We start from the raw sequence: 25,873 nt of genomic DNA on the forward strand, positions 1-25,873 counted from the left end.
CTTTCTAATCCAGGAACTTCAAATCTCTATTTTTGTCTCCAGAAACTCAAGGTACTTTGGGTCATCTTCCATAAAGATCGCAATCCCGGCACCCATGTAAGCCCGGGTCAGTTCATCTGCTGCTTTTTCAAGGTTTTCCTGCTCGTAATATAATTGCCCTAATCGCAGATGAATGTAGGGATTCCCCAACCCCTCCGGACACTGTACAGCATTAAAGAAGCACTTGAATGCCTTATCGTAATTCTTCATTTGAAAATGGACATCCCCAATAGCCACATATATCCACGTTGCGGCCTTCCATTCTCGATGATTTTCCGGCAATAATCGCAGGGCCGCGACGTACTTATTCTTGCCCTCCTCAAGATTGCCTGCTCTCACCAAATCATCGCCTTGTTTGCACAGCACGGTAATTTCGGCATGGGTGGAATCTGAAAGTTGCACCGTCACTCTCTCCTATCCTGTGCGATTTGAAGCCGCTGTATCAAAAACTTTGCCGTTACTTGTGGTATGGTTCAGCTTAACGGTGCCAGCTCATCTGCGAACATTTTTGCCTTTTCCGCAAGCTCCCTCATATCATCGGCCGGAACAAGCTCGGCTAATTCGTAAGCCAGCGGGTCACGGGAAAACTTGTACAATTCATCCCGAAGCAGGTTCCTTTTTTCTTCGGAGGCATCTATATAAAGTTTGCGCGGCTGCCTATCCTCATCCAAATCATGCAAATCGACATAGCCTGATTCCGCCAGCAGGGGCTGAACCTTATGCAATATCTGCTCCCGCGTAAAGGGTGAAGCTTTCATCGACTTTTTGCCTGCGGCACTCCCCGCAGATTTCGAACTTTCAACCCTAGTCCTGCCCGGTCGATAATCCAGCTGGACAAAGTTAAAGATGCCTACTTGCAGCGTGGTGCGTAAGACCACTTCTTCTGCATTCTTTCGAGTTTCCTGTTCGTCAAACCATTTATGAATCGCCGTTTTCATCTCTTCCAGCGCTTCTTTTTGTAATTCGTTCATTGTCTCCCGCCCTTTTGCGTGTTCGATCTTAGCTCAATATAATCATACTATGAGAATGGAAAACTTTGTTGGAATTGTATACCTCTGCCTTGGGTTGGCTAAAGCTCAATAGCAAAAGGGAGAAGGCCATATGGCCGTTCTCCCTTTAGTTTATCTGACATATGATAAGGCTCACCTTAACGGATCTATCGGCGAAAAGTAAGAAGGAGCTGCCACAGAGCTTCTCATTCCAGCAAAAGTAGTTTTAGCTGTGTGTCTATGAATAGCGTTTTCGCATTGGCTGCTGTTCATTCGGACTCAGTACCGCCAGTATTTATTACGCCTCTAGGCTCCACCAGCATGATATGGCATTCCTTTTCGGCGAAAGGCTTATGATCGGCTCCCCCCGGGACAATAAACATCTCACCCTTGGAAATTTTCACTTGGCCATCACGAAAAGCAATGAACATCTCTCCTTCGAGCACAATAAATACCTTATCCGTCCCTTGATGCCCGTGCCACATAAAATCCCCAGCAATCTTAATGAGCTTAAATTGATAGTCATTTATTTCAGCAACGACTTTCGGAGACCAGAGATCGTTGAATGTAGATAGCTTCTCATTCAGATTAATAGCTTGGTAATGCATGTGAATCCCTCCTCATTTTTCTCGACTTTTTAGAGCTTACGCAAGGCACTTGTTATATTTTGTAAAGCGTATTCGATAGCTAATGGGCCACCAGTAATAGCAGACGTATCCATTAAATGAACATTTCCTTTCTTAACGGCATTGAGATTATTCCACACATTGCTTTGTTTTAAGTCATTCATTAATTTTTCCTTTTTGGTAATGTCACCGATAAGGAAAATATGGTCTGCTTCAACCGTTGATATTCCTTCAAACGTAGTAAATTTATTAGTCGTACCTTTAAATATATGGTCTGGTGTAAGTCCCAGTCCCTTCTCTTTATCAAACGCAAGTATATAGACCGGATTTCCTTCACCCAGGACATTAAACGTTTTTCCATCCCACGACAATATAAGGGCTACTGACTCTCCTTCAATCGATTTTAATGCTTCGCGCCCAGTTATGATTTCTTTCATCATTTTATCAATGACTTTTTCCGCTTCATCTTCTTTTCCAATAATCTCGGCTACTGTTCGGAGTCCATATTGCCAATCGTCATAGATGTCCTTGGATTTTAACGTAATGACTGGCGCAATCTTTCCTAGTGAATCATACATTTTTTCATGATTCTCAGTTGCTAAAATAATGTCAGGCTCTATCGATAGGATTTTTTCAATATTAGGTGATAATTTTTCTCCTAATTCATCAGCAGAATCCAGCTTTCCTTTTAAATAGGTTAAAGAAGATAGATACTCTTTTTCAGTAGAAGCAGCAGGCGACTCACCTAATGCAACTAGTATTTCAGGATAAAAATACCATAATGAAGCAATATTTTCTGGTTTTTTCTCAATAACAATTTCTTTACCTAAGGCATCCTTAAATGTTCTTGGCCATTCAGTTGTATCTACCTTACCTGCTGTTGTAGATGCGCCTTCTGTCGTTGATCCTTTATTTTCAGCAGGTGTTTCATTACAACCTGCCAGTATGCCTGCTACTAATAACATGGAGATTAGCAGGCCTTTCATCTTTTGCATACGAAAATTCCTCCAACATCATGTTATCTTTCGTTTGCCATTAGTATAGAAAAGGAATTTTTAGATGAGAATGGATGCCTGTTGAAATTAGCATGGATTATTGATGAACTTCTCTCGATATTCAGTAGGAGAGATACCAAGTTGTTTCTTGAACACTCTACTAAAATAAAACGGGTCAGCAATTCCAACCGTTTGTGCAATTTGTTGTACAGACGCTTCACTTGTAAATAGCATTTCTTGCGCCATGTTTATACGATGTTTTAATATGTATTCCGCTGGTCCCATACCTGCATGTCTTCTAAATACATAAGACAGTCGATTTCGATTCACGTTATATTGTTCTGCAAGCGATGCTATTGTAAGGCTTTGATCATAGTATTCATGAATATAATGAGATACCCGTTCGAACAAAGTTTGTGATTCACAGCTATTCTGCCTATTCACAACACATAATAAGGTTTCATTCAGTACATCACGAAACAGCATTTCGGTCTGAAACATCGAAATGCCACCAGGCTGATTATACACATGCCAAAGACGCATAATTAATTCAATCAGACGAGGAGATTGACCCGTTGATAATTCAAAATGCTGATGGGAAAAGCTTGTCTCTTCTAGTTCTGAGTTATATATCCGGTATAAAACAAGGATATATTCCCAGTTTGTGTTACCGAACATTTTTTGAGCTAGTTTCATTCTTGCACCGCCATGCACAACTTTTCCTGGCGAAAAGATATAAGGCGTTCCATTAAATTGAAATTGTACCTTCCCTGTAAGTGGAAACACAAATCCAGGAAAAGAATCTGTATATTCAGCGTAAGGTACACCTGGATTTTTCGCATATCGATATACTCCTTCTACTTGAAAAGGAATGTGTGCCAAATGCTCCGCTAACTGATTAACGTCGATTTTCACGTTGCATACCTCGTTTCAATAGTCGTTTGCCAGTAATACGTAAGATCGATCGTTGTACATCCTGTGCAGCTTCTTGATCTGAAGCAGCTCTTGTTTATTTTACCATTATTGATAACGATTATCATTATTATCCTGTGCAGACAATAAAAATGCCGCACCCGCTAATGTTCAAACAGCGGGTAACGGCAAGTGTAAAGATAACTTTTCTGATCACGGAACTTTGGACCAAAAAAGACATCCTATTGGACGCTTTGGCTAGTTTTTCCCTCCGACAAATATTGTTCAAGCTGATCAAAAGTTCCTCCGAAGCCCTGCTTCATGGAATCGAACATCCCCTCAAAGAAGTTGCGCTCTTCTTTAGTAGCATTGATCGGTCGGCTGCAAAGGGTTATTTGGGTTGTACCATTATTATCGCTCATTGTTACCTCATTGCGAATTTCGAGCGGGATCCAATCACTGAATGGAGACCTGACAATGTTTCCTGCCTCATCTGAAAAGCAGTTGATCCAGACAATCTTCTCGGGAGCCTTGATCTCCTGGTACACAAATTTACCCCACATTTGACTGCCATCAGGAGCTTGCATACTGTAGTGGAAAAATCCGCCCTCACGAAAATCGAGATGCTTTACACTTATTTCAAACCCTTTCGGCCCCCACCAGTGCTTCAGGTGCTCTGCTTCAGTCCATACTTGAAATACAAGTTCGCGTGGCGCATGAATCTCACGCGTTATTACTAACTCTTTGCTTTCCGAGTTGGGCGTCATATCGATTCCTCCATCAATCAGTATTCACTTTTAATTTATATAAGTGCTTGGACGAGATGCCGTGCCCAACCGCGATTACTAACACCGCCAATATTATTAAACAAAGTTAATACCTTTAAACATACCCACCCAGTTAAATATATAGATCTAATCATTACGAACTTTATTTCAAAGCAACTACTTTGTTAATGCTTGTAAATACTTGCCGTTACTTATGATAAGGCTCACCGCATAGCATGTAACAGTAAGACCAAATAGATTTTTGATGACTGCAATATCAATATAATGCTTCTGCATTGAACCACCTCATGAAACTGTTTCCGATCAAATCCGGGAGGGTGTTTCAAAGACTTTCAAGGACTTTCATACAATCTGCTCGTCAGTCATACGACAATCGTATTTTCCAGATTTACATTCTGCTCGCATAGCTGCATCGACAAAGCATCTACCACCGTACACTCGGAGGGTTGTTTTATTTGCTTTACGATGAAGTTAGCGCCTTAGATTGGGTGGTAGCCTTGCAATAACTTCTGAATTGATCAATGAAGTAACCAAGGCTATCAAGAAGCTTACAAAACTGATCCAAAGTCAACTTCAACAATGGATTGCCGGCTTGTCAAGTTATCTCAAGGCTTATCTGCCTATTTCAAGCTGCGAAGTTTGAGTTACTGAGAAATGGTTGCATGATAGCTGGCTGCAACAAGAAAATTATGATTACATAAGCGAGAATTAACGCGTATGGCGGCAATTTTGATGCTAGCGGCAGCTTCTACCACATTGACCGGGCTTTCGATCTTAGATTCCGTAAGCAAGCATTTGTGGAAGCCAGCGATAATAGACGACGCAACTCAACTATTGAAAACGAAATAGAGATGTGCTAACGTAAAAAGAGACCGATCGGTATCTTTTTACGTTAGCACAGAAGCACACATTTTTCTAACACAAAGGAGAGTAATACATGACTTCACTGTTTATTATTCCAGAAAGCAAGCTGTCGGTTGATGCCACTCATTATGTGCGAGAACTTTCAACCCAAACACTATTCAATCATTTGATGAGAACATATGCTTTTGGATATACGATCGCTCAGAAGAATGATCTGAACATTGACATGGAATTGCTATATCTCGGTGCCATCATGCATGACTTGGGCTTGACCGAACCATTTGCAGACAGAGAGCGTACTTTTGAAATCGAGGGCGGAGAGGCGGCTTGCCATTTCTTGGTTCAACATGGTTATCCAATCGAAAAAGCGGAAATCGTACAAAAAGCGGTCGAACTGCACGCCACGGTCGAAGCAGAAAAAAACCAACCAGAGATTGCTCTGGTACATTTAGGGGTTATGGTTGATGCAGGTTTTCGGGTCGATCTTTTTCCAAAGGATCTTCTCCAGCAGATCATCGAAGACTATCCACGACTCGGGATTAATCAAAAAATGATCGAGCATTTTACTTACCAACTTCAGAAAAAAAACGATACGAAATTGATTCCGATTATCGAAGCAGCGAAACATCACTCCCATTTCAGTGAATGATGCAAACTGGAGGTGAAGGATATGAAAAAAGGTGAGCAAACCCGAAGACACATCATTTGCAAATCAGCCGAGCTTTTTAACCTTCAAGGATATGCTGGTGTCTCTCTCAACGAAATCATAAATGCTACGGGAATTCAGAAAGGGGGCATCTATAAACATTTCGTCAATAAGGATGAAATTGCGATGGAAGCCTTTGAATATGCCGCCGACACTGTATTCGAGCAATTTGTAGCAGCTGTCAGTTCTCGGCAATCTGCTATGGAAAAACTGATCAGTATGTTTGAACTGTACAGCAATGTGGTTGACTCTCCTCCATTTGTGGGAGGCTGCCCCGTGATGAACGCGGCCATTGAGTACGATGATGGGCATCCATTGCTGCGCGAGAAAACCCAGAATCGCATGCGAGACTTTATATCATTTATCAAGAACATCTTGCATGAGGGCATAACGAATGGGGAATTCAAATCGAGCATCGATCAAGATGGCGCAGCCTCTTTTCTTATGGCCGCGCTTGAAGGCGGGATTATGTTGAGCAAACTGGAAGCTGATAATCGGCATATTCATTACATTAAAGATCATGTATCTGCTTTTTTGAAGACATTGGAAGCCTAAGCCTCTGCATTTAGTTGACAAGAGCGCTGACCCCGGGAAGAACAACATCTTGTCAAAAATTGAAACAGAAGGTTACGATCCATTGCATAACACCAAATCACGTTACCGACTATTGGTCGGAATCAGTATGTTATTGGTCCTTTACGTCATTGTAAAAAACTATATTATCGATCCTGGAGCCAAGGGATTTTTAACTCAAACTTCGCTAGTGACAACTAATACTTAAAGCTAATCCTTTGGAGTAACGGAAAGCGCTAGTTCAACAAAAACAGCGGCGAACAAAAGCTTTATTTTATATACTTTGTTCGCCGGACAACTAACACTATCGTCTTAATCTGCTGACATAGCTACTATCAAGTAGAATTTCTTTCCTAATCTTGTGTACCATCACTTGTGATACGGTTCTGCGCTCACAACTTGCTGGTAAACTTAAATCATCACCAATCCAAAGGGATATTCTCTCCAGCTTCTTTCTGTCTGTTGAAACATGGACGGACTTAATTACAGAGCGAATCAGTACTTTCTTTTCCTGATCGTTCGCTACTTCAAATAATGAGTCGAAGTCTTTGAGTAGATCGACAATCATTTGTGAATTGATCTGACTCCCATAATTCAATCTGGCTAATTTACGTTCGGTCTTTGCTAAGAGTTCATTTGCTTCGGCTAAGTCGCTTTGTGCCTTGGTAAGAAGCCAATTATAATTATCGGAGCTTATCTCTCCGTTCAAATACCTTTCGTCTAACGAATCAATTTGTTTAGCTTTCTTTTCCACCTGTAACTTCAATTCATTATAACGTAGTTCTAATGGTTGCTTGTCCTGTGAAACATCTTCCTCAATCTTATTCAGCACTTCATCGACCAAATCCATGCTGTTTACAGATTCTCTTAAGACATGCAGAACCTCTTGTTCAATCCAATCAGCCCTAATTAAATTTGAAGAACATTCTGACTTACCTTTTTGGTGGTATGCCTGGCCATATAGTATCTCCGGTAATCGTTCGTCCCTCGAATCTTATTCTTGTGCATTACCATGCCTGCTCCACATTTCGGACACCTAACGACTCCAGCCAAAAAGTAATTCCCACTATGCGATTTGATTGCTGTAAATGAATTCTTGTGTATAAGAGTTTAATAAAAACACCCAAAATGTCTTTCATATCAACGGTTTACGTTTGCCTGTTCCCTATGTGTGTACGTCCAGTCGTTCTAAGAGGAAACTAAAAAGGGAGCGAACAAGCCTCCTCGCCTGTTTGCCCCCTTCTCGTTGGTGCTCGTGTTATTGTGTCTTTTCCTTTGCCTTAACGTTCCCAATATTTACGTCTGTATTCCTTTTCCCTCTGTTTGTTTTCTGGCTTCTGACGCCATTTCCGCATGTATTCCCTATCATATTGGCGACGAGCTTCTAATGCTTCAAAGCTGCTATGTTCCATATGCCTAAACCTCCACAATTTCAATTACTCCGTCATCCTCGTCTACAATTTCAATAAGTTCACTGTCGGCATTTACGGAAAACACTCCGTGTTCAGTAAACATCTCCAGCCGCTTTCCTGTCCCCTTATACCGTTTCAGGAACGATTTCACATCATTTTCATACTTTTTAGGTATACGGTTATTCATCTTAGTTCGCCTCCAGTTCTGCCAGCTTTGCCATCTCATAAGCTAAAAGCTGTTCCGTTTCCTATACTCGTTTTTCTGCTCGCTGAACCATTGCCACCGCTTCTTCCTTTGCTTCCTCCAATTCCTTACGCTGACGGGTTAATACTGTTTGGTTGTGCTGTACAGTTCCCCGCAGTGCAGATGCTTCACGCTGTAAATCTTCAATGTAACGAATTGCTTCTTGCTTTTCATAACTGTCTTTCTGATCCCCTAACAATTCAAACCGTTCAGCTTGATCTAATAACTGCCAGATCTCTGCTCCTACCTGTGCATCTGTGCGCCCCGACAGTTTCAACTCTGCCGCCTGCTTCCGCAAGTCCCTTGCCCGTTGCCAATAACCCCGAATCTCGTCCATAATCTTTTCATAAGCTGCTTCCGCCTAGGCAATCGAACGCACCGTTTCCTCTGTCATTTCCTCGACTGCTTTCGTCACTACCTGTTCACCTTTTGCCATGATCTGTCCATCTCCTTATTGTTTTCTGCATGCAAAAAAAGGCTTACTCCGTCTTAAATAAGTGGGAGAAGCCTTCTAAGTGTTTGGTCAAGTTTATATTTTCAAGTGGTTAAGTTTGAGGTACTACTTACTGTTTACAGTTTACGACCTCTGATCTATTTAGTAAACCCTTTTTTAATTTTGCAATGCAGTTCTACTGATCATTCAGTTACATTTTTCCTGACCATTTCCTAATCTCTGCGTTTAATCCTGCTATTAAAGATTCAAGTGATACTAAATTCAATGAATTTACCCATGCAGGAATTTCGTCTGGTGATGGTATTAAAATATCTTTCAGAGTCCTATTAGCTTGCCTTCCATAGTTAAATCTGTACTTGTTTGCTCTTAAACAAGTACAGTAGAAAAGCTTTTGCTGATCTGTCAATGGTTCGAGGGCGCTTAAATAATACAAGTCTCTTCCACTATAGTAGGGTTCTGGTTGCAAAAAACTCTCCATAACTGAACCGCCACCGGCAACAGAGATAGTACCCGCAGGTATTGGTTCCAAACCTTTAATCAGTTTTACTTTCGCAGACACACCATTATTTTTAGCAGTTCTTGATACAAAATTAACTCCATCTGGTACTTGTTCAAGAGCATTTAACTCAAGATTAACCCCATACTTAACATCAAACAATTGACTAACCTTAATCATTGTCTGTCTCCCCCTCTAAGCGACTTCCATTACCGTTTAGCTTAAAGGTCAAATAATTTCTCACCGTTTCTTCAAAATCATTAAGTGTAATCTTGGAGTAATCGGTTTGCATATAAGCTTCTGCACACCATTCATCGTTATGGTCAACATGACGCTTAATACTCATTCCAGGGACATCATCCCTATTACGATAAGCGTTCACCCACAAGTCTCTAATTTCGGGCCAAAGATTATTTAAGTCAACCCTGCCTAAATTTTTCGACTTAATAAATCCATCATTCTTCCAGTAACCAAACCATGTTTTTCTCTGCGATACCTTATGAGGAATATGTGCGGTAAATACCATGATACATGTAACGACACCAACAGGATAAAATAAGTCATCTGGCATAGACATCACTGCATCTAATGTATGATTTTCTAATATTTGCTCACGAACAGGATGCGGAGATATACCACAAGACATGGGTACAATAGCTATACCAACGCCACCCTTATCTAAACAATTCAACATATCACGAACAAACACCAGTTCATGTAAATCCTCATCTTTTTGAGAATACGGAGGATTAATCATGCCAACATTACATTTATGTGCCTTAACCTTCTTTACAACAGAAGGGTCGAAGCAACTACCTTGATACAAATTAGCCTTTCCGTCACCACGCAAAATCATATTACTTGCTGCCAAAGCGTACATATTAGGTTGTTGCTCTACACCTACTAAGCCATTTTCTTTAATAGAGTCCCTCTCATCCTGTGTTACAGCATGTCTCATCATAGCATGCATCGAACTGATTAAAAAGCCACCTGTTCCACAACAAAAGTCTAGAACCTTATCATCTTTTTTCAAGTTCGCTAACAAGGTGAATAACTCTGCAACGTGTCTCGGCGTAAGAACAATACCAAGAGCCTTTTTATCGCCACCAGTATATTTAAGAAATTCCCCATAGAATTGTCCTACTACATCATGATCATGATAAATACTTATAAATGGCCAAACTTGATCATTTATTCTTGTAATTAGCTCATGTAGTACTCCTCTTGGAAAAGCAACAGTCGATTTGCCCAACTCCGGATGAACTGCAATTGTTGAATAAGGCTGCGTCATATCCTTCTTTTTTGAGTTAGGTATATCTGCTTCTTCAATCTCTTCTTTAATGACCTCAAGCCATTTTTTCTGAAGCTTTTGAGGTGTGTACTCTGAAAAGCTTGTAGTAAATGCTCTGTTATTCAAAGCGATCAATGTACCACTGACAAGTAACGGCTTTTCACTCTCTGTCAATTTAGCATGATCTCTCATAAAATTGTGAAGTTCTCTTGAAAAAGCCATTAAATCCTCTCGTCTTTTTTGCTCTACCTCTGGGTCGTAAGAACCATGCTGAATATAGTCCTCCCAAGGCAACAACGATTTAATTTGTGTCCCCTCTCTATTAGTAAGAGGTTTAAATGTTTTCGAACCTTTAGGCCAAATATAAGTGTCAATTTTAACTTGAGTACTGTTATCACCACTAACACCAACAGCGATAACATTATATGATTTAGATAATACTTTCGCGTAATGCAATACTCCATCTACAGCAAAATCCTTGGGTTTATTTAACTTAGGACTCATATGATTTTTAATATCAGCTTTACATTCTATAACAAGAAGGAAATCAGGGGCTTTATTACTTGATATTATAAACTCAGGTGCACCTCGGCCTGTTCCCCCCGATTTACTAGCACCTTTTAGTAATTTTTTCACTTCTTGAATGTCACTTATTTGTTCTTCTACTAGTATATTTTCTTGTTTATAACCAAGAGCATTCAGCGTATCTCTAACTATATTCTCGGTTTTTCTTTCATTAGCCAATTTATTCAGTTCCCTTCGGTTATAATGCTTAACTATATAATATATCATATTGTCGTAAGATATAGTAGAATTACTCTTCATTGTAGTAGCCTGCATAAGTAGTTTCTGTCTAATATAATTTCCTGTTTAATTTTGTGTACCATCACTTATGATAAGGTTCCCCCCGACTAATCCGAAACGCCCGATAAACCTGCTCAAGCAGCACCAACCGCACCAACTGATGCGGAAACGTCATCTTCGAAAACGACAGCAACGCATCCGCCCGCTTCAACACCTGATCAGCCAACCCCAACGACCCGCCAATCACGAACGCCACCTGACTGCGGCCATGCAAAGCCAGCTTGTCCATCTCCGCAGATAGCTTCTCCGACGACCACATTTGCCCGTCGATGGCGAGCGCAATCACATACTGATCCTGCTTGATCTGCGCCAGGATACGCTCGCCTTCCTTGCGCTTTACCTGCTCCATCTCCGCTGTGCTCATCTCTTCCGGCGCCTTTTCATCATTGACCTCGATCACTTGCAGTTTGCAGTAAGCAGACAGACGCTTGCTGTATTCATCGATGCCCTCACGCAAATATTTCTCCTTCAGCTTCCCTACCGTAATAATCGAAATTTGCATGCCCTACATTCCCTTCTCTTTCAAAAGCGCAATCTGCCCAGGCTCTCCACATTCCCGGCAACGCTTGTCTACTCCATCGCCCTCAATCGCCTGTGCCGCATACGTATCCGGCGCCGCCTCAAAATCATTTACGTAATCATCCAACTCCTGCTCCAAATGCTCCATACAAGCAAACCGCACCGGATATTCCGCCAACAGCTCAACTTCTTTTCCTTCTATTTGCAAGCTTTTCATCTTCATGTCCATATCAAATGCCTCTTTTCCGTTCATTAATATCGCTTCCTATTCTACCCCAGAACAGCCACAAAACAAATGAATCAGGCAAAAAGTCATCGCTTGAGTTTGCAATCATACGCCTTTTTATTTTATAGCTTTTATTTTTTTACTTCCGACGGACATGTAAAGCTGTAGAGAGAAAAAAGAAGAAAACGGCGAAAGTCTTTGGGATACCAACCGAAGCGCAATGGAAAAAAAGAAACCTGCCTTTAGCGTCCACCTCTGAGACACTACGTAGCTGCCCGACTTTGGACGCGGGTTTCTTTTTTTACATGGAGCTGGGCAGAACCGCCTCACGGCAGGTAGCCCAAGAACTTGAGCGTTTTCTTCTTTTTTCTCTCCTCCACCGAAAGCCCGTCTAACAAAAAAAGAGAGCGCCGTATCAGCTCGGCGCTCTTAAGAAGGGATCTATTTAAAAATAGATAGAGGGGGGAACTTAGGATACTGCATATATGCAAACGGGACAAAATGCATCCCGGAATTGCCCGTCAACGTTTGATTCCTTCACATACCTGCCCACAAAATGGTCAGTGTTTTTTACTGCTGTGGCGGAGCGGTCAGCTTCACTTTGGCAGTCTTCTGGATACCGTCACGATAGTACGTAACGTCCATCGTATCGCCCGGCTTTTTGTTCATCGTCAAATACTTGCGAAGCTGAGCGCTTGTGGAAATGTTCTTGTCATCCAGCTTGACGATGACGTCGAATTGTCTCAAGCCTGCTTGACCCGCAGGAGAGAATTTGCCTACCTCTGTTTGCACGACGACGCCAGTATTCACATTGTCAGGCAGATTCAAGGTTTCTTTCCATTCGTAGCGCGGCACATTGGCCAAGTCGAGTGGCTGCACACCGAGGTAAGAACGTTGCAGCGTGCCTTTTTCCATCAGTTGGTCCACGATTACTTTGACATCATTGATCGGGAGGGCAAAACCTAACCCTTCGACACCTGCTTTGGAAATTTTCAAGGTGTTAATCCCGATGACCTGACCCTCGATATTTACGAGGGCTCCACCGCTGTTACCAGGGTTGATCGCTGCGTCTGTTTGAATGACATCCAGCTCCCAGTCGTCCTGACCATCTTCGTTAAAGTCCATGGGCATGGAGCGTTCCTTGGAACTGATGATACCTTGTGTAACCGTCCGGGAGAACTGCATGCCCAATGGGTTCCCAATAGCAATGGCCGGCTCGCCCACCTGTAAGGTAGAGGAATCACCAAACTCGGCAACGTCCGTAACCTTGGAGGCGTCGATTTCCAGTACAGCCAGATCGGCGTAACCATCGGCGCCGACCACTTTTGCCGATACTTTTTCACCAGTTGGCAGGGCGACCTCCAGTTTTTGCGCCTTATCGATTACGTGATAGTTCGTAACGATGTAGGCCTTTCCGCCTTTTTTCTGAAAGATGACACCAGAGCCTTGGCCCTGCTCTACATCCATCGAATTCTGCATCCAACTGTTTCTGCGCTGACCGATGTTGATTACACCAACGATTGCATTTTCTACTTGTTTCACCGCATCTACTGTACCCGATCCCACACTAACAGATACTGGCTTGGCAAACAGGTTAGAAGCAGAAGCGGAGGCATTGCTGCTTATCGCATTTTCTGTTCCAGGCTTAACCATATTAATATATCCCGCATTGGAGAGAGTCGGCAGCGTGAGCAGGACGACCATCCCCCCAATTACCGCGGACGTCACCGACGTCACAACCATACGCCCAATGTTAGAACCGCGTTGTTTTTTTCGCTCCACGTGAGTGAAATCATCATAAAAACCCATGATTCATACCTCTCCTTTCTATCTTCTACCATTACTAGCTTTGCAGGTTTTTCATGCTCGTATACACAATGACATGCGCCATAGTTGGTTTGCATGATTGATTTGGTTGATGTCTGTTTCCTTTTGACACCCTTAGTATACGACCCGCTTTCGGCAAAATGGCGTGAGAATTATGGAAAGGTTGTGGAATAGAAAAAAGCTCCCGGAATATTTCTCCGAGAGCACGGATATGATAGATTAAAAGCTTTTTCCTGCCAGACCAAATAGAAAGGATTGATAGACTTGAAAGAAGTCCACCTCATCGCCAAGCTGGCTGACCTTCAGGAAGTAGACTACCACAATACGCTTGTCCTGCATGCCTTGATCGAGTTGCTCGTAGCCAAAGGACTGCTGACACATGACGAGCTGACTGCCAAAGTGAATGAGCTCGATACACAGTTAACGTTCCATATCGATACGTATGCGATGCTCACAGAGCGCCTCGCCAGTCGTCAGGCTGGGATCAAACCGATCTTATAGCTTTATAGCTCTTCCAGCTTGGTAGGTCGATCCGGGTACGTATCGCGCAGATGCACATCGTCACCAACAGACATGCCCCGCTCCTCCAAGATGTTTTTGACCGTCAGTCTGGCCAAATCAATCATGTTGTTTTCCTTACTCAAGTGGGCGAGGTACACGCGTTCTGCCCCGCCTGTTAGACAATCGAGCAAAGCATCGCCCGCCGCTTCATTGGACAAGTGCCCGACATCACTCAAGATACGTCTCTTGATGCTCCAAGGGTACTGAGACATGCGCAACAGCTCGACATCATGATTGGACTCGAACACATACGCATCTGCTCCACGAATCGTCTCTTTAATACGATCACTCACATACCCCAAGTCAGTCGCGACACTGAGCTTTTTCTTGCCATGATAAAAACAGAAGCCCATCGGCTCGGCTGCATCGTGCGAGATTCCGAATGACTCGATGCCCAAATCCTCCAACTCTTTCTTTTCCCCCACAGAAAAGAAGCGTCGCTGATCTTCCTTGATCGTCCCGATTTGCCCATCCAGCTCCGACCACGTCTTTTCATTGGCGTAAATCGGCAATCCATATCGCCGCGCCATGACGCCGACCCCTTTAATATGGTCGACGTGCTCATGGGTGACGAGAATGGCGCTGAGATCCCCTGGATTGACACCAATGGTCTCCAGTGCCGCTTCTGCCTGCTTTCCTGTAATGCCTACATCGATTAATACGGAAATACGGTCTGTTGCCACATAAATGGCGTTGCCCGTACTCCCGCTTGCCAACACACTAAATCTCACCGAACATCCCTCTTCCCGTATCTTTCCCAGGCTGTCTATCTTTTTAGAGCAGCGTAACCATCGGACGCTCCAGAGCTCCTGTAATCGCGTTGACAAAATGCCATTTGCCATCGTGAACCACACGCCATACAGGCACCAGCGTCTGAATATCCGCATCGTAAGAACCGTAATAACCCAAGCTCACATTCTCAATCCGTTCCCCTGGTGAAATGATTTGCTTGTCCACCAGAGAGCGTAGTGCCGCATAACCAGAGATCACCTGTCGTTCCCCCTGCTGCTTGCGAAGGTGGAAAAAGGTCTGCCTGTAGCCAAGTATCGCTCCGTTGTCCAAATACATTTCCAACGGCGCGACGAATACTGGCATTTTATCATAGACCTGCCAATACAAAAGCCGCGCTTGATTCGATTGATACGGATCGGCTACGTATTGATCGGAATAAATTAGCCTTGGACCAATTTGACGCAAGAGCTCCTGAGGATTCAGTTGACCTCGAATCTGCATCGGTGGGTCCAGCTTGGCAGCCAGCGCCATCTTTTCTACCGTCGCCTGAAGCCCCGATATCTCATGCAAGGAAATCGGATTAATTCCGATATACTCCGCATCCAAATTGGACATTTCCGGTGTATCCTGCGGCACTTCTGTATCCAATGTGATATTTTGCTGATTCAAGTACAGCTCTGTATTCCATTTCTCGCTCTGCGCGACTTCCTTGTCATTCCACAGGCTAATGCGCGTCACATACACCTGATACAGGAGAAACAAATCGAGGAGAAGAAAGGCCCAGATCAGAATCGTCTTGGTCCTACTCCAATCCATGCGCCTTCCCTCCTCCCTGTTTGGTGTGCGCAGAAATATACAGGTTCGCCTGATTCGCCAATTCCACTACCCAGATTGGCATCAGGTCCACGTATCCTTCGCCTACTTTGGTATGGTAAGCCAAATAAGCGTTCGTGATTTTTTCTGTGTCCGCCAGCTTTTTGTCGCGGATATATTGATACAGCTCAGGACCAGACATGATCGTCCACTCTTTATTGTCGATATACTTGTCCAAATCCAGCAGCGAACGACTCATCGTCACAACCTGGCCTGCTTCTGAGGTAATTTGGATCGTATCGATTTGCTTGGCTTCCCCATCACTGATCAAAGGATACGCCCCCAAGTACTGGCGGAATGTGATCAAGTCTTTTTCATTGTAGCTCTTCTTGATTCGTTCAAAATGGTACTCATCGAGCCAGCCCAAGTGCTTATTCATGAAGGTAACGGCACTCTGCACTTTTTCTTCATCTGACAGCACCTGATCCCGCTGTTGGTACGCCGGGTCGGTAAACGTGAACGCCTGCTGCTCTGATCTCAATTGAATCGATCTGCTGCCATCTGTAAAAATAACCGTTTTGTCCCGCTCCATGATTTGTCTGACGAGCGATTGATCGATAAAGTAGGACTCGATTAGTCTTTCATTCGTAACAGGTACGTAGCTGTAGCGGAATTGCTGCATGCGCAACTGATTCTTGGGCAAATAGTAAGTGCTCCACATCAGCGCAGGTCCTTCCAAATCTACGAAGCTTCGCTCTGGTTTGACGATTTTCATGATTTGCTCAGGCATTAAATCACCAGAAGCCAAATACGATTCTCGCAAATCCTTTGGGCTGATAGACGTTCGAGAACGCATCATTCGACCTTCCTCAGTCGACAGAAACAACGCGTAGACGACATCCTCGTCCTTCTCGTAGTACACCCACAATCGGTCAATCCCTTTCAATCGGTTGTCAAACTCATCCCGAAAGGTTACCAGCCGACCTACAATTGACAAGGGAACCGTGCTCCGAAAGCGCACTTCCAACCCCATCTTTTCCCGGGCAATATCTTCCCATTTCTCGTTGGAGATGGTGAGCGGAGAAAAATCGAGGAAGATCCATTTCGACATTTCTCGCACGATCAAACTGTAAGGAGCATCGGTTGCGGATGCTTTCGTATGGCGATCTTCCCCATAGTGAAAAACAACGGATTCCGGCGTAACGAGCTGTTCGAGTTGTTTTTCCTGAACTGGCTTTGACTGCGTGTATTCTGCCGGTTCAATAAATTGAAGGTTAGGTTGATTCGACCACAACATCGCTGTCAAAACAAAGCTGGCTAGCACTAGCAGATTGAGTAAGACGGTCTTGGCAGGCTCTAGCATCCGCTTCATCCCGTTTTTCCTCCTTGGGCAAATGGCACCCAGAACGTGACTGTCGTTCCAGCGTTCCATTCGCTCGTAATCTCGATATCTGCACCGTGTGCCTGTACTAATTCGCGGGCAATCGCCAATCCCAGACCTGTTCCACCCTGGCCGCGCGAACGCGCCTTGTCTACGCGGTAGAAACGCTCAAAGATTCGCTTCAAATCGCGGCTGGGAATACCGATTCCTGTGTCGGTGATGGAGATTTGGACCCGCTTTTGCTTGTGGTTCTCTCTTGCCATGAGAACCACAGTGCCCCCTTGAGGCGTATACTTGATCGCATTGGACAAAAGATTATCCAATACTTGATTGATCGCATCCAGATCAATGTAAACCGGCGGAAGCTTGCTCGGCATATCCAGACTGAGCTGGACCTCCTGTTGCTCACTGAACATGGAAAAACGATCAGCAGCATAGTGAAGCAATCGATTGAGGTCCGCTTCCTTGCAATGCAGACGAACCCCTTGCGAATCAAAACGCGATAGCTGCAATAAATCGTTTACCAAGCGAATCATGCGCTCTGTCTCGGACGACGTAACCTTCAAGAAACGTTGGGACAGCTCTGGATCCTCCACTGCGCCATCCAGCAGCGCTTCCACGTAGCTTTTAATAGTCGTCAGTGGTGTCCGCAGCTCATGCGACACATTCGCTACGAATTCGCGGCGCTGCTGCTCCAGTCGCTGCTGCTCCGTCACATCGGCTACGACAGCTATGATCCCGCCCATTTTTTTGCTATCGTGCTGCAAAGGCGTAAACGTCACACGCAGGATTACCTCTTCCTTATTCGGCAACGTCATCTCAATAATAAGCGGTTCTTCCTGCGCATAAAGCGACATCTCATCTTCTGGCGGCAGGCCCAACAAATCATACAAGGTGCGTCTCTTGAGAAGGACGTCAGCCATCGTCACCTGCAACATATCTTCTGCGGCCCGATTAAACAGGATGATCTGTCCATTCCGGTTAGCGGCAATAACACCGTCCGTCATGTTGCTCAAAATTCCCGCGAGCTTCTCACGCTCTTCCTCTTGCTGCAAGATCGCTTCCTGCAAACGCAAGGTCATATGATTAAAGGCCATACCGAGTTGGCCAATTTCATCATCGCTATAGACTCTTACACTACTATTAAAATCCCCATCTGCCACCAATCGTGCCTGACGGGTCATCTCCTTCACTGGCTTGGTGATGGTGCGGGCCAATACGACCCCGAGTACCGCCGTAATGGCCATAGCGATCATCGTACCCGTCCCCAGGATGCCGTTCATTTTCCCAATCGTCGCATAAGTACCTTCCATCGAAGCAATCATGTAGACCGCACCGTATACAATCTGATCGCCCTTAACAGGTAACGCCAATACTTTCACCCGCGCCCCCGTCTTCGGGTCGATCCGCATTGATTCACTACGCGTCCCGAGTAAGGCAACCGTCACTTCAGGCTGCGAGGTCCGCTGTCCAATTGTACTTTTGTCCTCTGTCGTCGCAACCACCGTTCTTGTCTGATCGATGACCTGCACATTGGCTCCATTGATTTTAACTAGGTTATTGATCAGGTTGTCGATGTCCTGGCGGTTTTGTTCGGCGTTGGATTCCTTCCCGTCATGCGGACGCAAATCGCTTTCCAGCAAACTCGCTAACAAACTAGCTTGTCCATTCAAAGCCTCGGAAAAGTTGTTGATGTAGTAGCTCTCGACTTCCCGGGCAAAGTAGGCGCTAATAAATTGCATCGCAAGCAAAATCAACAGCATGTAAATGATGACCATTTTCCACTGAACGGTTTTGAACAGCCGCCTCATCCAGGCTGGCCTCCCATGCCGGGATTGCGTAATGTATAGCCCAAACCACGCCGCGTAATAATGTACCTCGGCTGGCTTGGATCATCCTCGATTTTTTCCCGCAAACGACGAATGGTCACATCTACCGTCCGCACATCTCCAAAATAGTCAAATCCCCAGACCGATTGCAAGAGATGCTCTCGCGTCAGTACTTGTCCCTGATGGCGAGCGAGGTACACCAGCAGCTCAAACTCACGGTGCGTCAGCTCTAATGCTTCTCCCACCTTTTCGACGGTATACGAGTTCAAATCAATTTCCAGCTCATGTACGCGCAGTACATGCTGGCTATCCTTCTCTTCCACTTTCGAGCGGTTACGGCGCAAATGGGCCTTTACACGAGCTACCAGCTCACGCGTACTAAATGGCTTCGTCACGTAATCGTCTGCGCCCAATTCCAGCCCGAGTACCTTATCCAATTCAGAGTCTTTGGCAGTCAGCATGATGATCGGCACATCATACGTTTGGCGAACGGTTCGGCATACGTCCATTCCGTCTCTGCCTGGGAGCATAACATCCAGTAAAATCAAATCCGGTCGTTCATCCTTGACCACGACAAGTGCCTCATCACCATCGTAGGCGCATACGACCTGATATCCTTCTTTTTCAAACGTGAATTTCAAAATATCTGCAATCGGTTTTTCATCATCAACTACGAGGAGTTTTGCCATCCTGCGCCCTCCTTTTTCTGTAAGTACGTGTTCAACAGTCTTCTGTTTCCTCTTAAACTACTTCTTCAAGGATTCCACTTCGACCGCCACTATTCCTCTACAATACACCATGTACGCCATGTAAAGAAGGACTTGGCATTCAATCCCTGCCAGCAAAAAAAGGGCCCCTCCTAAGAGTTGCCCTTTCTTATCCAGAAATTACTAGTCTATTTTAAGTAACGAATCGGGTTTTGATTTCGTCCATTTTGTAGAACCTCAAAATGCAGGTGGACGCCGGTTGACTGCCCAGTAGAACCCTTTACGCCGATTTTCTTTCCTTGGCTAACAACATCGCCGGCTTTCACATTAATGATACTCATGTGACCGTACAATGTCTTCATTCCATTGCCGTGGTCGATGATAACCGATTTTCCGTAGTCACCATTCCAACCAGCGAATGTGACACGTCCATTGTCTGCCGCCATGACAGAACCAGCACCGGCAATATCAATTCCTTTGTGCATGCTGCCCCAGCGTTTGCCGAAGCCACTGCTAATATACCCGCTAGCAGGCCAGCTCAAACGACCTGTACCGCGCGATGGGATAACTTTTGTACCGCGCTCCATAATTTGGGTTACAGGCTGCACAGTTACATCTTGTTTGATGACTTTGCGATTAACGACTTGTCCATTTTCTTTTACAATTTCGTACTTCACTGTTTTACTGCCGTTTTTACCTTCTTGTACGACCTTCGTTTCGCCTTTAGGAACCTTGTCATTATTTTTAATTTGGGTATTAAAAGCAATAACCTCTTGCTGATCTACTTCTTCTTTGACTTGTACAGTAACCAGTGGACGCACTGCGGTTACATTGATTTCTTGGCCCAATTGAAGGACGGTATTTTCCGTAACACCTGGGTTGTTTGCATAAATATCTTTTGAGGTAATGCCGTATTTCTTCGCGATACAACCGATGCAATCGCCTTCCACGACCGTGTGCTTCATATCCTTGAAGGTGCCTTTTACCAGCAACTCCTCGAGTTTATCGGCAGACAAAATTTGAGATGCATCGACTGTTTCGGTTTGCATCTCTACGTTTTCTTTAAATGCGACTTCTTTTACCGGATTTGGTTTGACTGGGACCGTGGATGCTGCTGCTACAACAGCCTTTTTCCCTGTCGTTGCGGGAACTCCGGAATATTTTTGCTTCACTTCAGCCAGTACTTGATCAGCCGATTGCTGGTCTGGCAGGTAACCTACCACTTTGCCGTCAATCATTAGCTTAACGCCCTGAACCTTGATATCCGCTACGGATGCCAGAGCTTGTACAGCGGCATCGTTATTGAACGATGCCTTGAATTCACGCTCTTCTTCGAATGTGATATAGTCAGCCATTTGCAAGTTGAGGCCTGTTTTTGCCTTTTCCTCTTCCAGCTTTGCTGCTGTCCAGTTATGTATCACATTTGGATCATTTACCACGCCAATCTCTTTGCCGTTCACACTGACATGGTAGACAGAATTGACATTGCTTGTGTAGTAGTATTGTGCAGATGCCCCAGCAGCAATCGTCAAAACTAGACCTGCCGCAATTGAAAGCGATTGTTTTTTATGCGACTGGATATAAGAGCTTGTACGTTTCATTGTACGTTTCGCCAGATCACTGCAATCCCGAACGATTCGTGATGACCGTTCCTGCAGCTTGGCCTTCCATTCTGACCAATGCATAACTTGTCCCTCCTGAAAACAGATACAACTTGCTCGTTCCATTTCCTGAAAATTTTTAATTTATTGACTAGGTCGTAAATCCCATAATTTAGTTTCCATTTATCTGCCAAATTGCCTAAAGAAACCAACTATGTCGACTTTACCATAAGATTAACGACAACATCAAGTGTAAATTGCTGTCGAATAAAAAAATAGACACAGAGTCACTATATGTACAAACAATTGGTAGCATTTATCATATCTGGAGGCTGATAGACGTGAAGGAACGTAACATTCTTGCTGGATTTCACACCGAAGATGATGCCCAAAAGGCAGAAAAAGCGCTTCGACAAGCTGGTTTTTCCATCATTCAGATCGACAGAATCGGACAATTCCCTGGTGACGGGAATGAACAAATCCTGAATCCCATAACCGGAGATTTTCCCAGCTTGGGCAACCTTACACTGGCAGGTGACTTCCCAAGCGGCAGGGATGCAAGCGTCATGGCCGCAGTAGATCCAGACGCCAGCGGCATGGCCGACCGGGGTGATGACAATATGAATCGCAGTGTCTTGTTAACGGCAGTCGTACCAGAGGAACAAGGTGATCTTGCGACAGAGATCATCCGATCGTATGGGGGCATGATCTAAAATAAATATAGCCATCTTCCTAAATATCTAGGAAAGATGGCTTATTTCGTTATGAGCATCTGTGACTCACACCTCTTGCATCGAGGTAACGTCTTTTAACGCAAGTCTGCGTATTTTCGTTTTCTCGGCGTCATTTGGTTGTTTGTATGTGGTGATAAAGCATAAGTATCCATTGTTGAAATGTGTCATGGTTCCCTTGATGACGACGCCATTGATCATTTTTACCTGTACATTTTTGCCCAGCAGCTTCATGGCCTTTTGGTCAAATCCAAAACCCATCATCACCATCACCTCTCCATTTCTCCCTATGTCTAACCATATGCCCAGAGGGTGTCGTTTCGTGTCTGTCCCTTGCAAAAAAAGAAAAGCTGCCGAATACTCGACAGCTTTCTTCTATTATATAGTCGATAGCTTATCCGTAAATGCCACGGACAACGACAGTTTGTTCACGATCTGGTCCTACGGAGAAGATCGACATTGGAATACCAGTCAGTTGCGTGATGCGCTCAATGTAGTGACGAGCGTTTTCTGGCAAGTCGTTCAGATTGCGAACGCCTGTAATATCCTCTGTCCAACCTGGCAGTTCCTCATAAACTGGCTCGCATTTCGCCAGCAGGTTGAGGTTCGCCGGGAACGACTCGATGATTTCTCCATTGTATTTGTACGCTGTGCAAATACGCAGTGTCTCAATGCCAGACAAGGTATCCAGCTTGGTGATCGCCAAACCAGTGATACCGCTGACGCGACGAGCATGACGAACAACTACACTATCAAACCAGCCTACGCGGCGTGGACGACCTGTTGTTGTACCATATTCGAAGCCAACCTCACGAATATGATCGCCAGTAGCATCATTCAGCTCAGTCAGGAAAGGACCGTCACCTACACGCGTCGTGTAAGCTTTTGCCACCCCGATTACTTGGTGAATCTTGGTTGGTCCTACACCAGAACCAATAGTCACACCACCCGCGATTGGGTTGGAGGACGTTACGTAAGGATACGTACCTTGGTCAATATCGAGCAATACACCTTGTGCGCCTTCAAACAATACGCGGTTGCCGTTATCAATGGAGTCATTGAGGACAACAGATGTATCAGCTACGTAAGGACGAATGATTTCTGCCAGAGCCAAGTACTCATCCAGAATTTCTTGAAGCTCAAAGCCAGTTGTGTTGTACAGCTTCTCCAGCAGCAAGTTCTTCTCTGCCAGGTTGCGCTCGAGCTTGCGAGCAAACTCATCGCGATCCAACAAATCAGCGATACGAATACCGATACGTGCTGCTTTATCCATGTATGCAGGTCCGATACCTTTACGGGTCGTACCGATTTTGTTAGCACCGCGGCTATCTTCCTCTACGCCATCCAGCTTGATGTGGTACGGCAGAATCACATGTGCGCGATCACTGATTTTCAAATTGCTTGTAGAAAAACCGAAGCTGTGAATGTACTCCAGTTCTTTTACCAATGCTTTCGGATCGATTACCATACCGTTTCCGATTACGCAGGTCTTGTCACTATAAAAAATTCCGGATGGAATCAAATGCAGCTTATACTTGTTACCATCAAAAATAATGGTATGGCCTGCGTTGTTACCGCCTTGATAACGAGCCACTACCTCTGCACTTTCAGCTAGATAGTCTGTAATTTTACCTTTACCTTCATCGCCCCACTGGGTTCCGACGACAACGACTGTTGACATCGAAAAACACCTCCTGATATTATCATGTCTTTTCGGGCCTGAAACAATCTAAGTTTACTAAACGAGACTCCCCATGTCAACGCTAAATACGAACATTCATATTGTTAGTTCTTAATATGTTCGGCAATTCAATATAGAAAAAAAAGCCGGAATATCTCCGGCTTTTCTTCCATTCCAACTATTAACCTGCTTGATTTCGAAAGCGATGATCCAAGTTAACGAATTTGTTGAATTCTTTCAGGAACGCCAATTCCACCGTTCCGGTTGGGCCGTTACGCTGCTTGGCGATAATGACTTCGATGACATTCTTGTTCTCTGTTTCCTTGTCATAGTAGTCATCACGGTACAAGAAGGCAACGATATCGGCGTCCTGCTCAATCGAACCCGATTCACGGATATCAGACATCATCGGTCGCTTGTCCTGCCGTTGCTCTACACCACGGCTCAACTGCGACAGGGCGATAACCGGCACGTTCAGCTCACGCGCGATCCCTTTTAGCGTACGAGAGATCTCAGATACTTCCTGCTGACGGTTATCTCCTTTGCCTCGTCCATGAATCAGTTGAAGGTAATCGATCAGGATCAAGCCCAAGCCCTTCTCTGTCTGAAGGCGACGGCATTTCGCCCGGATGTCCTGTACAGTAACCCCCGGTGAATCATCGATGTAAATCGGCGCTTTCGCCAGCGTACCGATTGCCATCGTCAACTTTTGCCAATCGTCTTCCTCCAATGTACCGGAACGCATCCGGGACGCATCCAGATTGCCCTCCGCACAAATCATACGCTGAACCAGCTGAGAAGCACCCATCTCCAAGGAGAAGATGGCTACGGTCTCTCCTGCACGGGCTGCTACGTTTTGCGCGAGATTCAAGGCAAAGGCCGTCTTCCCTACAGAAGGACGGGCTGCCAAGATAATCAGGTCACTGCGCTGCAATCCTGCTGTCATCTTGTCCAAATCCGTATATCCCGTAGAAATCCCCGTAATATCACCGCGTCGCTGACTCAAAAACTCAATCCGCTCATACGTTTCCAGAAGGGCATCACGAATCGGTGTAAAACCGCCACTGTTGCGATTTTGACCGATCTCCATGATGTACTTCTCCGCATCCGCGATGATCTGCGTGACATCATCCTCACGGGAGTATCCGTCATTGGCAATCTTCGTAGCTGTATGAATCAATCGCCGAAGCAGCGATTTTTCTTCTACGATTTTTGCGTAGTATTCGATGTTGGCTGCCGTTGGAACAGAGCTGGCGATTTCCGTGAGATACGTAACCCCACCGACTTCATCCAGCAGCTTGTGATCCTGTAAATCCGCTGTAACAGTAACCAGATCGACAGGTTCGCCTTTTTCATACAGGTCCACCATCGTTTGAAAGATGCGCTGATGCGCTGTCTTGTAAAAATCCTCCGGACGGAGAATTTCAATGGCCGTGATTAAAGCTTCCTTAGACAAGAACACGGCACCCAGTACCGATTGTTCCGCTTCCTTGTTCTGTGGCGGCACACGATCCAAAAACAGGTCGCTCACGTCACACCCCCCACAATTGAGACATTATTCTTCCACAACGTGTACTTTCAGAGTCACGGTAACTTCGTTGTGCAGTTTTACTTTGATTTGCGTCACGCCCAAAGCACGGATTGCATCCATTTCGAGCTTACGCTTGTCTACTTTGATTTTAAACTGATCTTCCAGCGCTTGCGCTACTTGTTTGCTGGAAATTGCACCGAACAAGCGTCCGCCTTCGCCTGCTTTTCCTGTTACTTTCACTGTCAGCTCTTCCAGCTTTTTGCCGAGCTCCTGAGCATCCAGCTTTTCTTGCTCCTTGCGCTTATCTTCGCTGCGCTTTTGAGCGTCGAGCGTTTTCACGTTGCTATCTGTCGCTTCTTTTACCAGCTTCTTTGGCAACAAGAAGTTGCGTACATAGCCCTCTGACAAATCCTTAACTTCGCCTTTTTTCCCTTGGCCTTTTACATCTTGAAGAAAAATGACTTTCATCATCGTTTCCCCC

The 25,873-nt window shown here is 44.8% G+C and carries 30 protein-coding genes and 1 pseudogene; 5 read left to right on the forward strand and 26 right to left on the reverse strand.

What is annotated here, in order from left to right:
* Positions 1-18: 18 nt before the first annotated feature.
* From KB186_RS12345 to KB186_RS12370, 6 genes are all read right to left on the reverse strand, one after another.
* Positions 19-441, reverse strand: a complete 423-nt coding sequence (locus KB186_RS12345; protein ID WP_221868663.1) for a tetratricopeptide repeat protein — start codon at positions 439-441, stop codon at positions 19-21.
* 71 nt (positions 442-512) lie between these two features.
* Positions 513-1,010 carry a DUF6138 family protein gene (locus KB186_RS12350; protein WP_232773721.1) on the reverse strand — a complete coding sequence of 166 codons (498 nt, stop codon included), beginning with the start codon at positions 1,008-1,010 and terminating at the stop codon, positions 513-515.
* Positions 1,011-1,297: 287 nt separating this feature from the next.
* Complete coding sequence (locus KB186_RS12355) at positions 1,298-1,636, reverse strand: cupin domain-containing protein (protein ID WP_047070248.1); 339 nt, start codon at positions 1,634-1,636, stop codon at positions 1,298-1,300.
* Positions 1,637-1,665: 29 nt separating this feature from the next.
* Positions 1,666-2,649: an ABC transporter substrate-binding protein gene (locus KB186_RS12360; RefSeq protein ID WP_173611672.1), complete on the reverse strand. Its 984-nt coding sequence runs from the start codon at positions 2,647-2,649 to the stop codon at positions 1,666-1,668.
* Positions 2,650-2,736: 87 nt separating this feature from the next.
* The gene (locus tag KB186_RS12365) at positions 2,737-3,564 is read right to left on the reverse strand and encodes a helix-turn-helix transcriptional regulator (RefSeq protein ID WP_232773722.1); all 828 of its coding nucleotides are present in this window, start codon (positions 3,562-3,564) and stop codon (positions 2,737-2,739) included.
* 239 nt (positions 3,565-3,803) lie between these two features.
* The gene (locus KB186_RS12370; RefSeq protein WP_232773723.1) at positions 3,804-4,328 is read right to left on the reverse strand and encodes an SRPBCC family protein; all 525 of its coding nucleotides are present in this window, start codon (positions 4,326-4,328) and stop codon (positions 3,804-3,806) included.
* 345 nt (positions 4,329-4,673) lie between these two features.
* Between KB186_RS12370 and KB186_RS28530 the strand changes: the two are divergent.
* From KB186_RS28530 to KB186_RS12385, 3 genes and pseudogenes are all read left to right on the forward strand, one after another.
* Positions 4,674-4,992: pseudogene (locus KB186_RS28530) on the forward strand (IS4 family transposase); the annotation flags it as partial.
* A gap of 294 nt (positions 4,993-5,286) precedes the next feature.
* A complete protein-coding gene (locus KB186_RS12380) occupies positions 5,287-5,862 on the forward strand; it encodes an HD domain-containing protein (RefSeq protein WP_232773724.1) in 576 nt (191 codons plus the stop codon).
* A 21-nt stretch (positions 5,863-5,883) separates the two neighbouring features.
* The gene (locus tag KB186_RS12385; RefSeq protein WP_047070252.1) at positions 5,884-6,474 is read left to right on the forward strand and encodes a TetR/AcrR family transcriptional regulator; all 591 of its coding nucleotides are present in this window, start codon (positions 5,884-5,886) and stop codon (positions 6,472-6,474) included.
* Positions 6,475-6,796: 322 nt separating this feature from the next.
* Here KB186_RS12385 and KB186_RS12390 read toward each other — a convergent pair whose 3' ends face one another.
* The 10 genes from KB186_RS12390 to KB186_RS12425 all read right to left on the reverse strand — a co-directional run bounded on the left by KB186_RS12390 (position 6,797) and on the right by KB186_RS12425 (position 13,807).
* Positions 6,797-7,342 carry a hypothetical protein gene (locus KB186_RS12390; protein ID WP_232773725.1) on the reverse strand — a complete coding sequence of 182 codons (546 nt, stop codon included), beginning with the start codon at positions 7,340-7,342 and terminating at the stop codon, positions 6,797-6,799.
* A gap of 59 nt (positions 7,343-7,401) precedes the next feature.
* Positions 7,402-7,545 carry a recombinase zinc beta ribbon domain-containing protein gene (locus KB186_RS28435; protein WP_370646676.1) on the reverse strand — a complete coding sequence of 48 codons (144 nt, stop codon included), beginning with the start codon at positions 7,543-7,545 and terminating at the stop codon, positions 7,402-7,404.
* A 227-nt stretch (positions 7,546-7,772) separates the two neighbouring features.
* A complete protein-coding gene (locus KB186_RS28280; RefSeq protein WP_255688689.1) occupies positions 7,773-7,904 on the reverse strand; it encodes a hypothetical protein in 132 nt (43 codons plus the stop codon).
* 4 nt (positions 7,905-7,908) lie between these two features.
* Positions 7,909-8,091, reverse strand: coding sequence for a hypothetical protein (locus KB186_RS12395; protein ID WP_232773726.1), 183 nt, complete (start codon positions 8,089-8,091; stop codon positions 7,909-7,911).
* A gap of 61 nt (positions 8,092-8,152) precedes the next feature.
* Positions 8,153-8,485, reverse strand: coding sequence for a hypothetical protein (locus KB186_RS12400; RefSeq protein WP_232773727.1), 333 nt, complete (start codon positions 8,483-8,485; stop codon positions 8,153-8,155).
* Positions 8,486-8,792: 307 nt separating this feature from the next.
* A complete protein-coding gene (locus KB186_RS12405) occupies positions 8,793-9,278 on the reverse strand; it encodes a restriction endonuclease subunit S (protein ID WP_232773728.1) in 486 nt (161 codons plus the stop codon).
* Positions 9,271-11,133 carry an HsdM family class I SAM-dependent methyltransferase gene (locus KB186_RS12410; protein WP_232773729.1) on the reverse strand — a complete coding sequence of 621 codons (1,863 nt, stop codon included), beginning with the start codon at positions 11,131-11,133 and terminating at the stop codon, positions 9,271-9,273. Before KB186_RS12410 ends, KB186_RS12405 begins: the two co-directional genes overlap by 8 nt.
* A 142-nt stretch (positions 11,134-11,275) precedes the next feature.
* A complete protein-coding gene (gene rlmH, locus KB186_RS12415; RefSeq protein WP_232773730.1) occupies positions 11,276-11,755 on the reverse strand; it encodes a 23S rRNA (pseudouridine(1915)-N(3))-methyltransferase RlmH in 480 nt (159 codons plus the stop codon).
* 3 nt (positions 11,756-11,758) lie between these two features.
* Positions 11,759-12,025 (reverse strand): CxxH/CxxC protein, encoded by a 267-nt coding sequence (locus tag KB186_RS12420; RefSeq protein WP_232773731.1) that lies wholly within the window; start codon positions 12,023-12,025, stop codon positions 11,759-11,761.
* Positions 12,026-12,568: 543 nt separating this feature from the next.
* Entirely contained in the window at positions 12,569-13,807 is a 1,239-nt protein-coding gene (locus tag KB186_RS12425) for a S1C family serine protease (protein WP_221868193.1), read from the reverse strand.
* 282 nt (positions 13,808-14,089) lie between these two features.
* On the opposite strand from KB186_RS12425, the gene KB186_RS12430 reads away from it, so the two are divergent.
* On the forward strand, positions 14,090-14,326 hold the full coding sequence (locus KB186_RS12430) for a hypothetical protein (protein WP_232773732.1): 237 nt from the start codon (positions 14,090-14,092) through the stop codon (positions 14,324-14,326).
* Positions 14,327-14,328: 2 nt separating this feature from the next.
* Here KB186_RS12430 and KB186_RS12435 read toward each other — a convergent pair whose 3' ends face one another.
* From KB186_RS12435 to KB186_RS12460, 6 genes are all read right to left on the reverse strand, one after another.
* Positions 14,329-15,117, reverse strand: coding sequence for an MBL fold metallo-hydrolase (locus KB186_RS12435; RefSeq protein WP_173611655.1), 789 nt, complete (start codon positions 15,115-15,117; stop codon positions 14,329-14,331).
* Positions 15,118-15,160: 43 nt separating this feature from the next.
* Positions 15,161-15,934, reverse strand: coding sequence for a two-component system regulatory protein YycI (locus KB186_RS12440; protein ID WP_221868192.1), 774 nt, complete (start codon positions 15,932-15,934; stop codon positions 15,161-15,163).
* Positions 15,921-17,303, reverse strand: a complete 1,383-nt coding sequence (locus KB186_RS12445; RefSeq protein ID WP_173611653.1) for a YycH family regulatory protein — start codon at positions 17,301-17,303, stop codon at positions 15,921-15,923. The genes KB186_RS12440 and KB186_RS12445 overlap by 14 nt, the downstream gene beginning before the upstream one ends.
* Entirely contained in the window at positions 17,300-19,123 is a 1,824-nt protein-coding gene (walK, locus tag KB186_RS12450) for a cell wall metabolism sensor histidine kinase WalK (protein WP_221868191.1), read from the reverse strand. The genes KB186_RS12445 and walK overlap by 4 nt, the downstream gene beginning before the upstream one ends.
* Positions 19,120-19,830, reverse strand: a complete 711-nt coding sequence (gene yycF / locus KB186_RS12455; RefSeq protein WP_173611651.1) for a response regulator YycF — start codon at positions 19,828-19,830, stop codon at positions 19,120-19,122. The genes walK and yycF overlap by 4 nt, the downstream gene beginning before the upstream one ends.
* A gap of 206 nt (positions 19,831-20,036) precedes the next feature.
* Entirely contained in the window at positions 20,037-21,533 is a 1,497-nt protein-coding gene (locus KB186_RS12460; protein WP_173611650.1) for a LysM peptidoglycan-binding domain-containing M23 family metallopeptidase, read from the reverse strand.
* Between the two features lie 173 nt (positions 21,534-21,706).
* On the opposite strand from KB186_RS12460, the gene KB186_RS12465 reads away from it, so the two are divergent.
* Positions 21,707-22,162, forward strand: coding sequence for a hypothetical protein (locus tag KB186_RS12465; protein ID WP_173611649.1), 456 nt, complete (start codon positions 21,707-21,709; stop codon positions 22,160-22,162).
* 66 nt (positions 22,163-22,228) lie between these two features.
* On the opposite strand, the gene KB186_RS12470 is transcribed toward KB186_RS12465, so the two are convergent.
* The 4 genes from KB186_RS12470 to rplI all read right to left on the reverse strand — a co-directional run bounded on the left by KB186_RS12470 (position 22,229) and on the right by rplI (position 25,860).
* Positions 22,229-22,444, reverse strand: coding sequence for a hypothetical protein (locus tag KB186_RS12470; protein WP_007720197.1), 216 nt, complete (start codon positions 22,442-22,444; stop codon positions 22,229-22,231).
* A gap of 130 nt (positions 22,445-22,574) precedes the next feature.
* Positions 22,575-23,861, reverse strand: a complete 1,287-nt coding sequence (locus KB186_RS12475; protein WP_173611648.1) for an adenylosuccinate synthase — start codon at positions 23,859-23,861, stop codon at positions 22,575-22,577.
* A 181-nt stretch (positions 23,862-24,042) separates the two neighbouring features.
* Positions 24,043-25,392, reverse strand: coding sequence for a replicative DNA helicase (gene dnaB / locus KB186_RS12480; protein ID WP_047070269.1), 1,350 nt, complete (start codon positions 25,390-25,392; stop codon positions 24,043-24,045).
* 24 nt (positions 25,393-25,416) lie between these two features.
* Positions 25,417-25,860 carry a 50S ribosomal protein L9 gene (gene rplI, locus KB186_RS12485; protein ID WP_088910104.1) on the reverse strand — a complete coding sequence of 148 codons (444 nt, stop codon included), beginning with the start codon at positions 25,858-25,860 and terminating at the stop codon, positions 25,417-25,419.
* Positions 25,861-25,873: the final 13 nt, after the last annotated feature.

This window comes from Brevibacillus sp. AF8 (assembly GCF_021270385.1).
Classification (GTDB): Bacteria; Bacillota; Bacilli; order Brevibacillales; family Brevibacillaceae; genus Brevibacillus.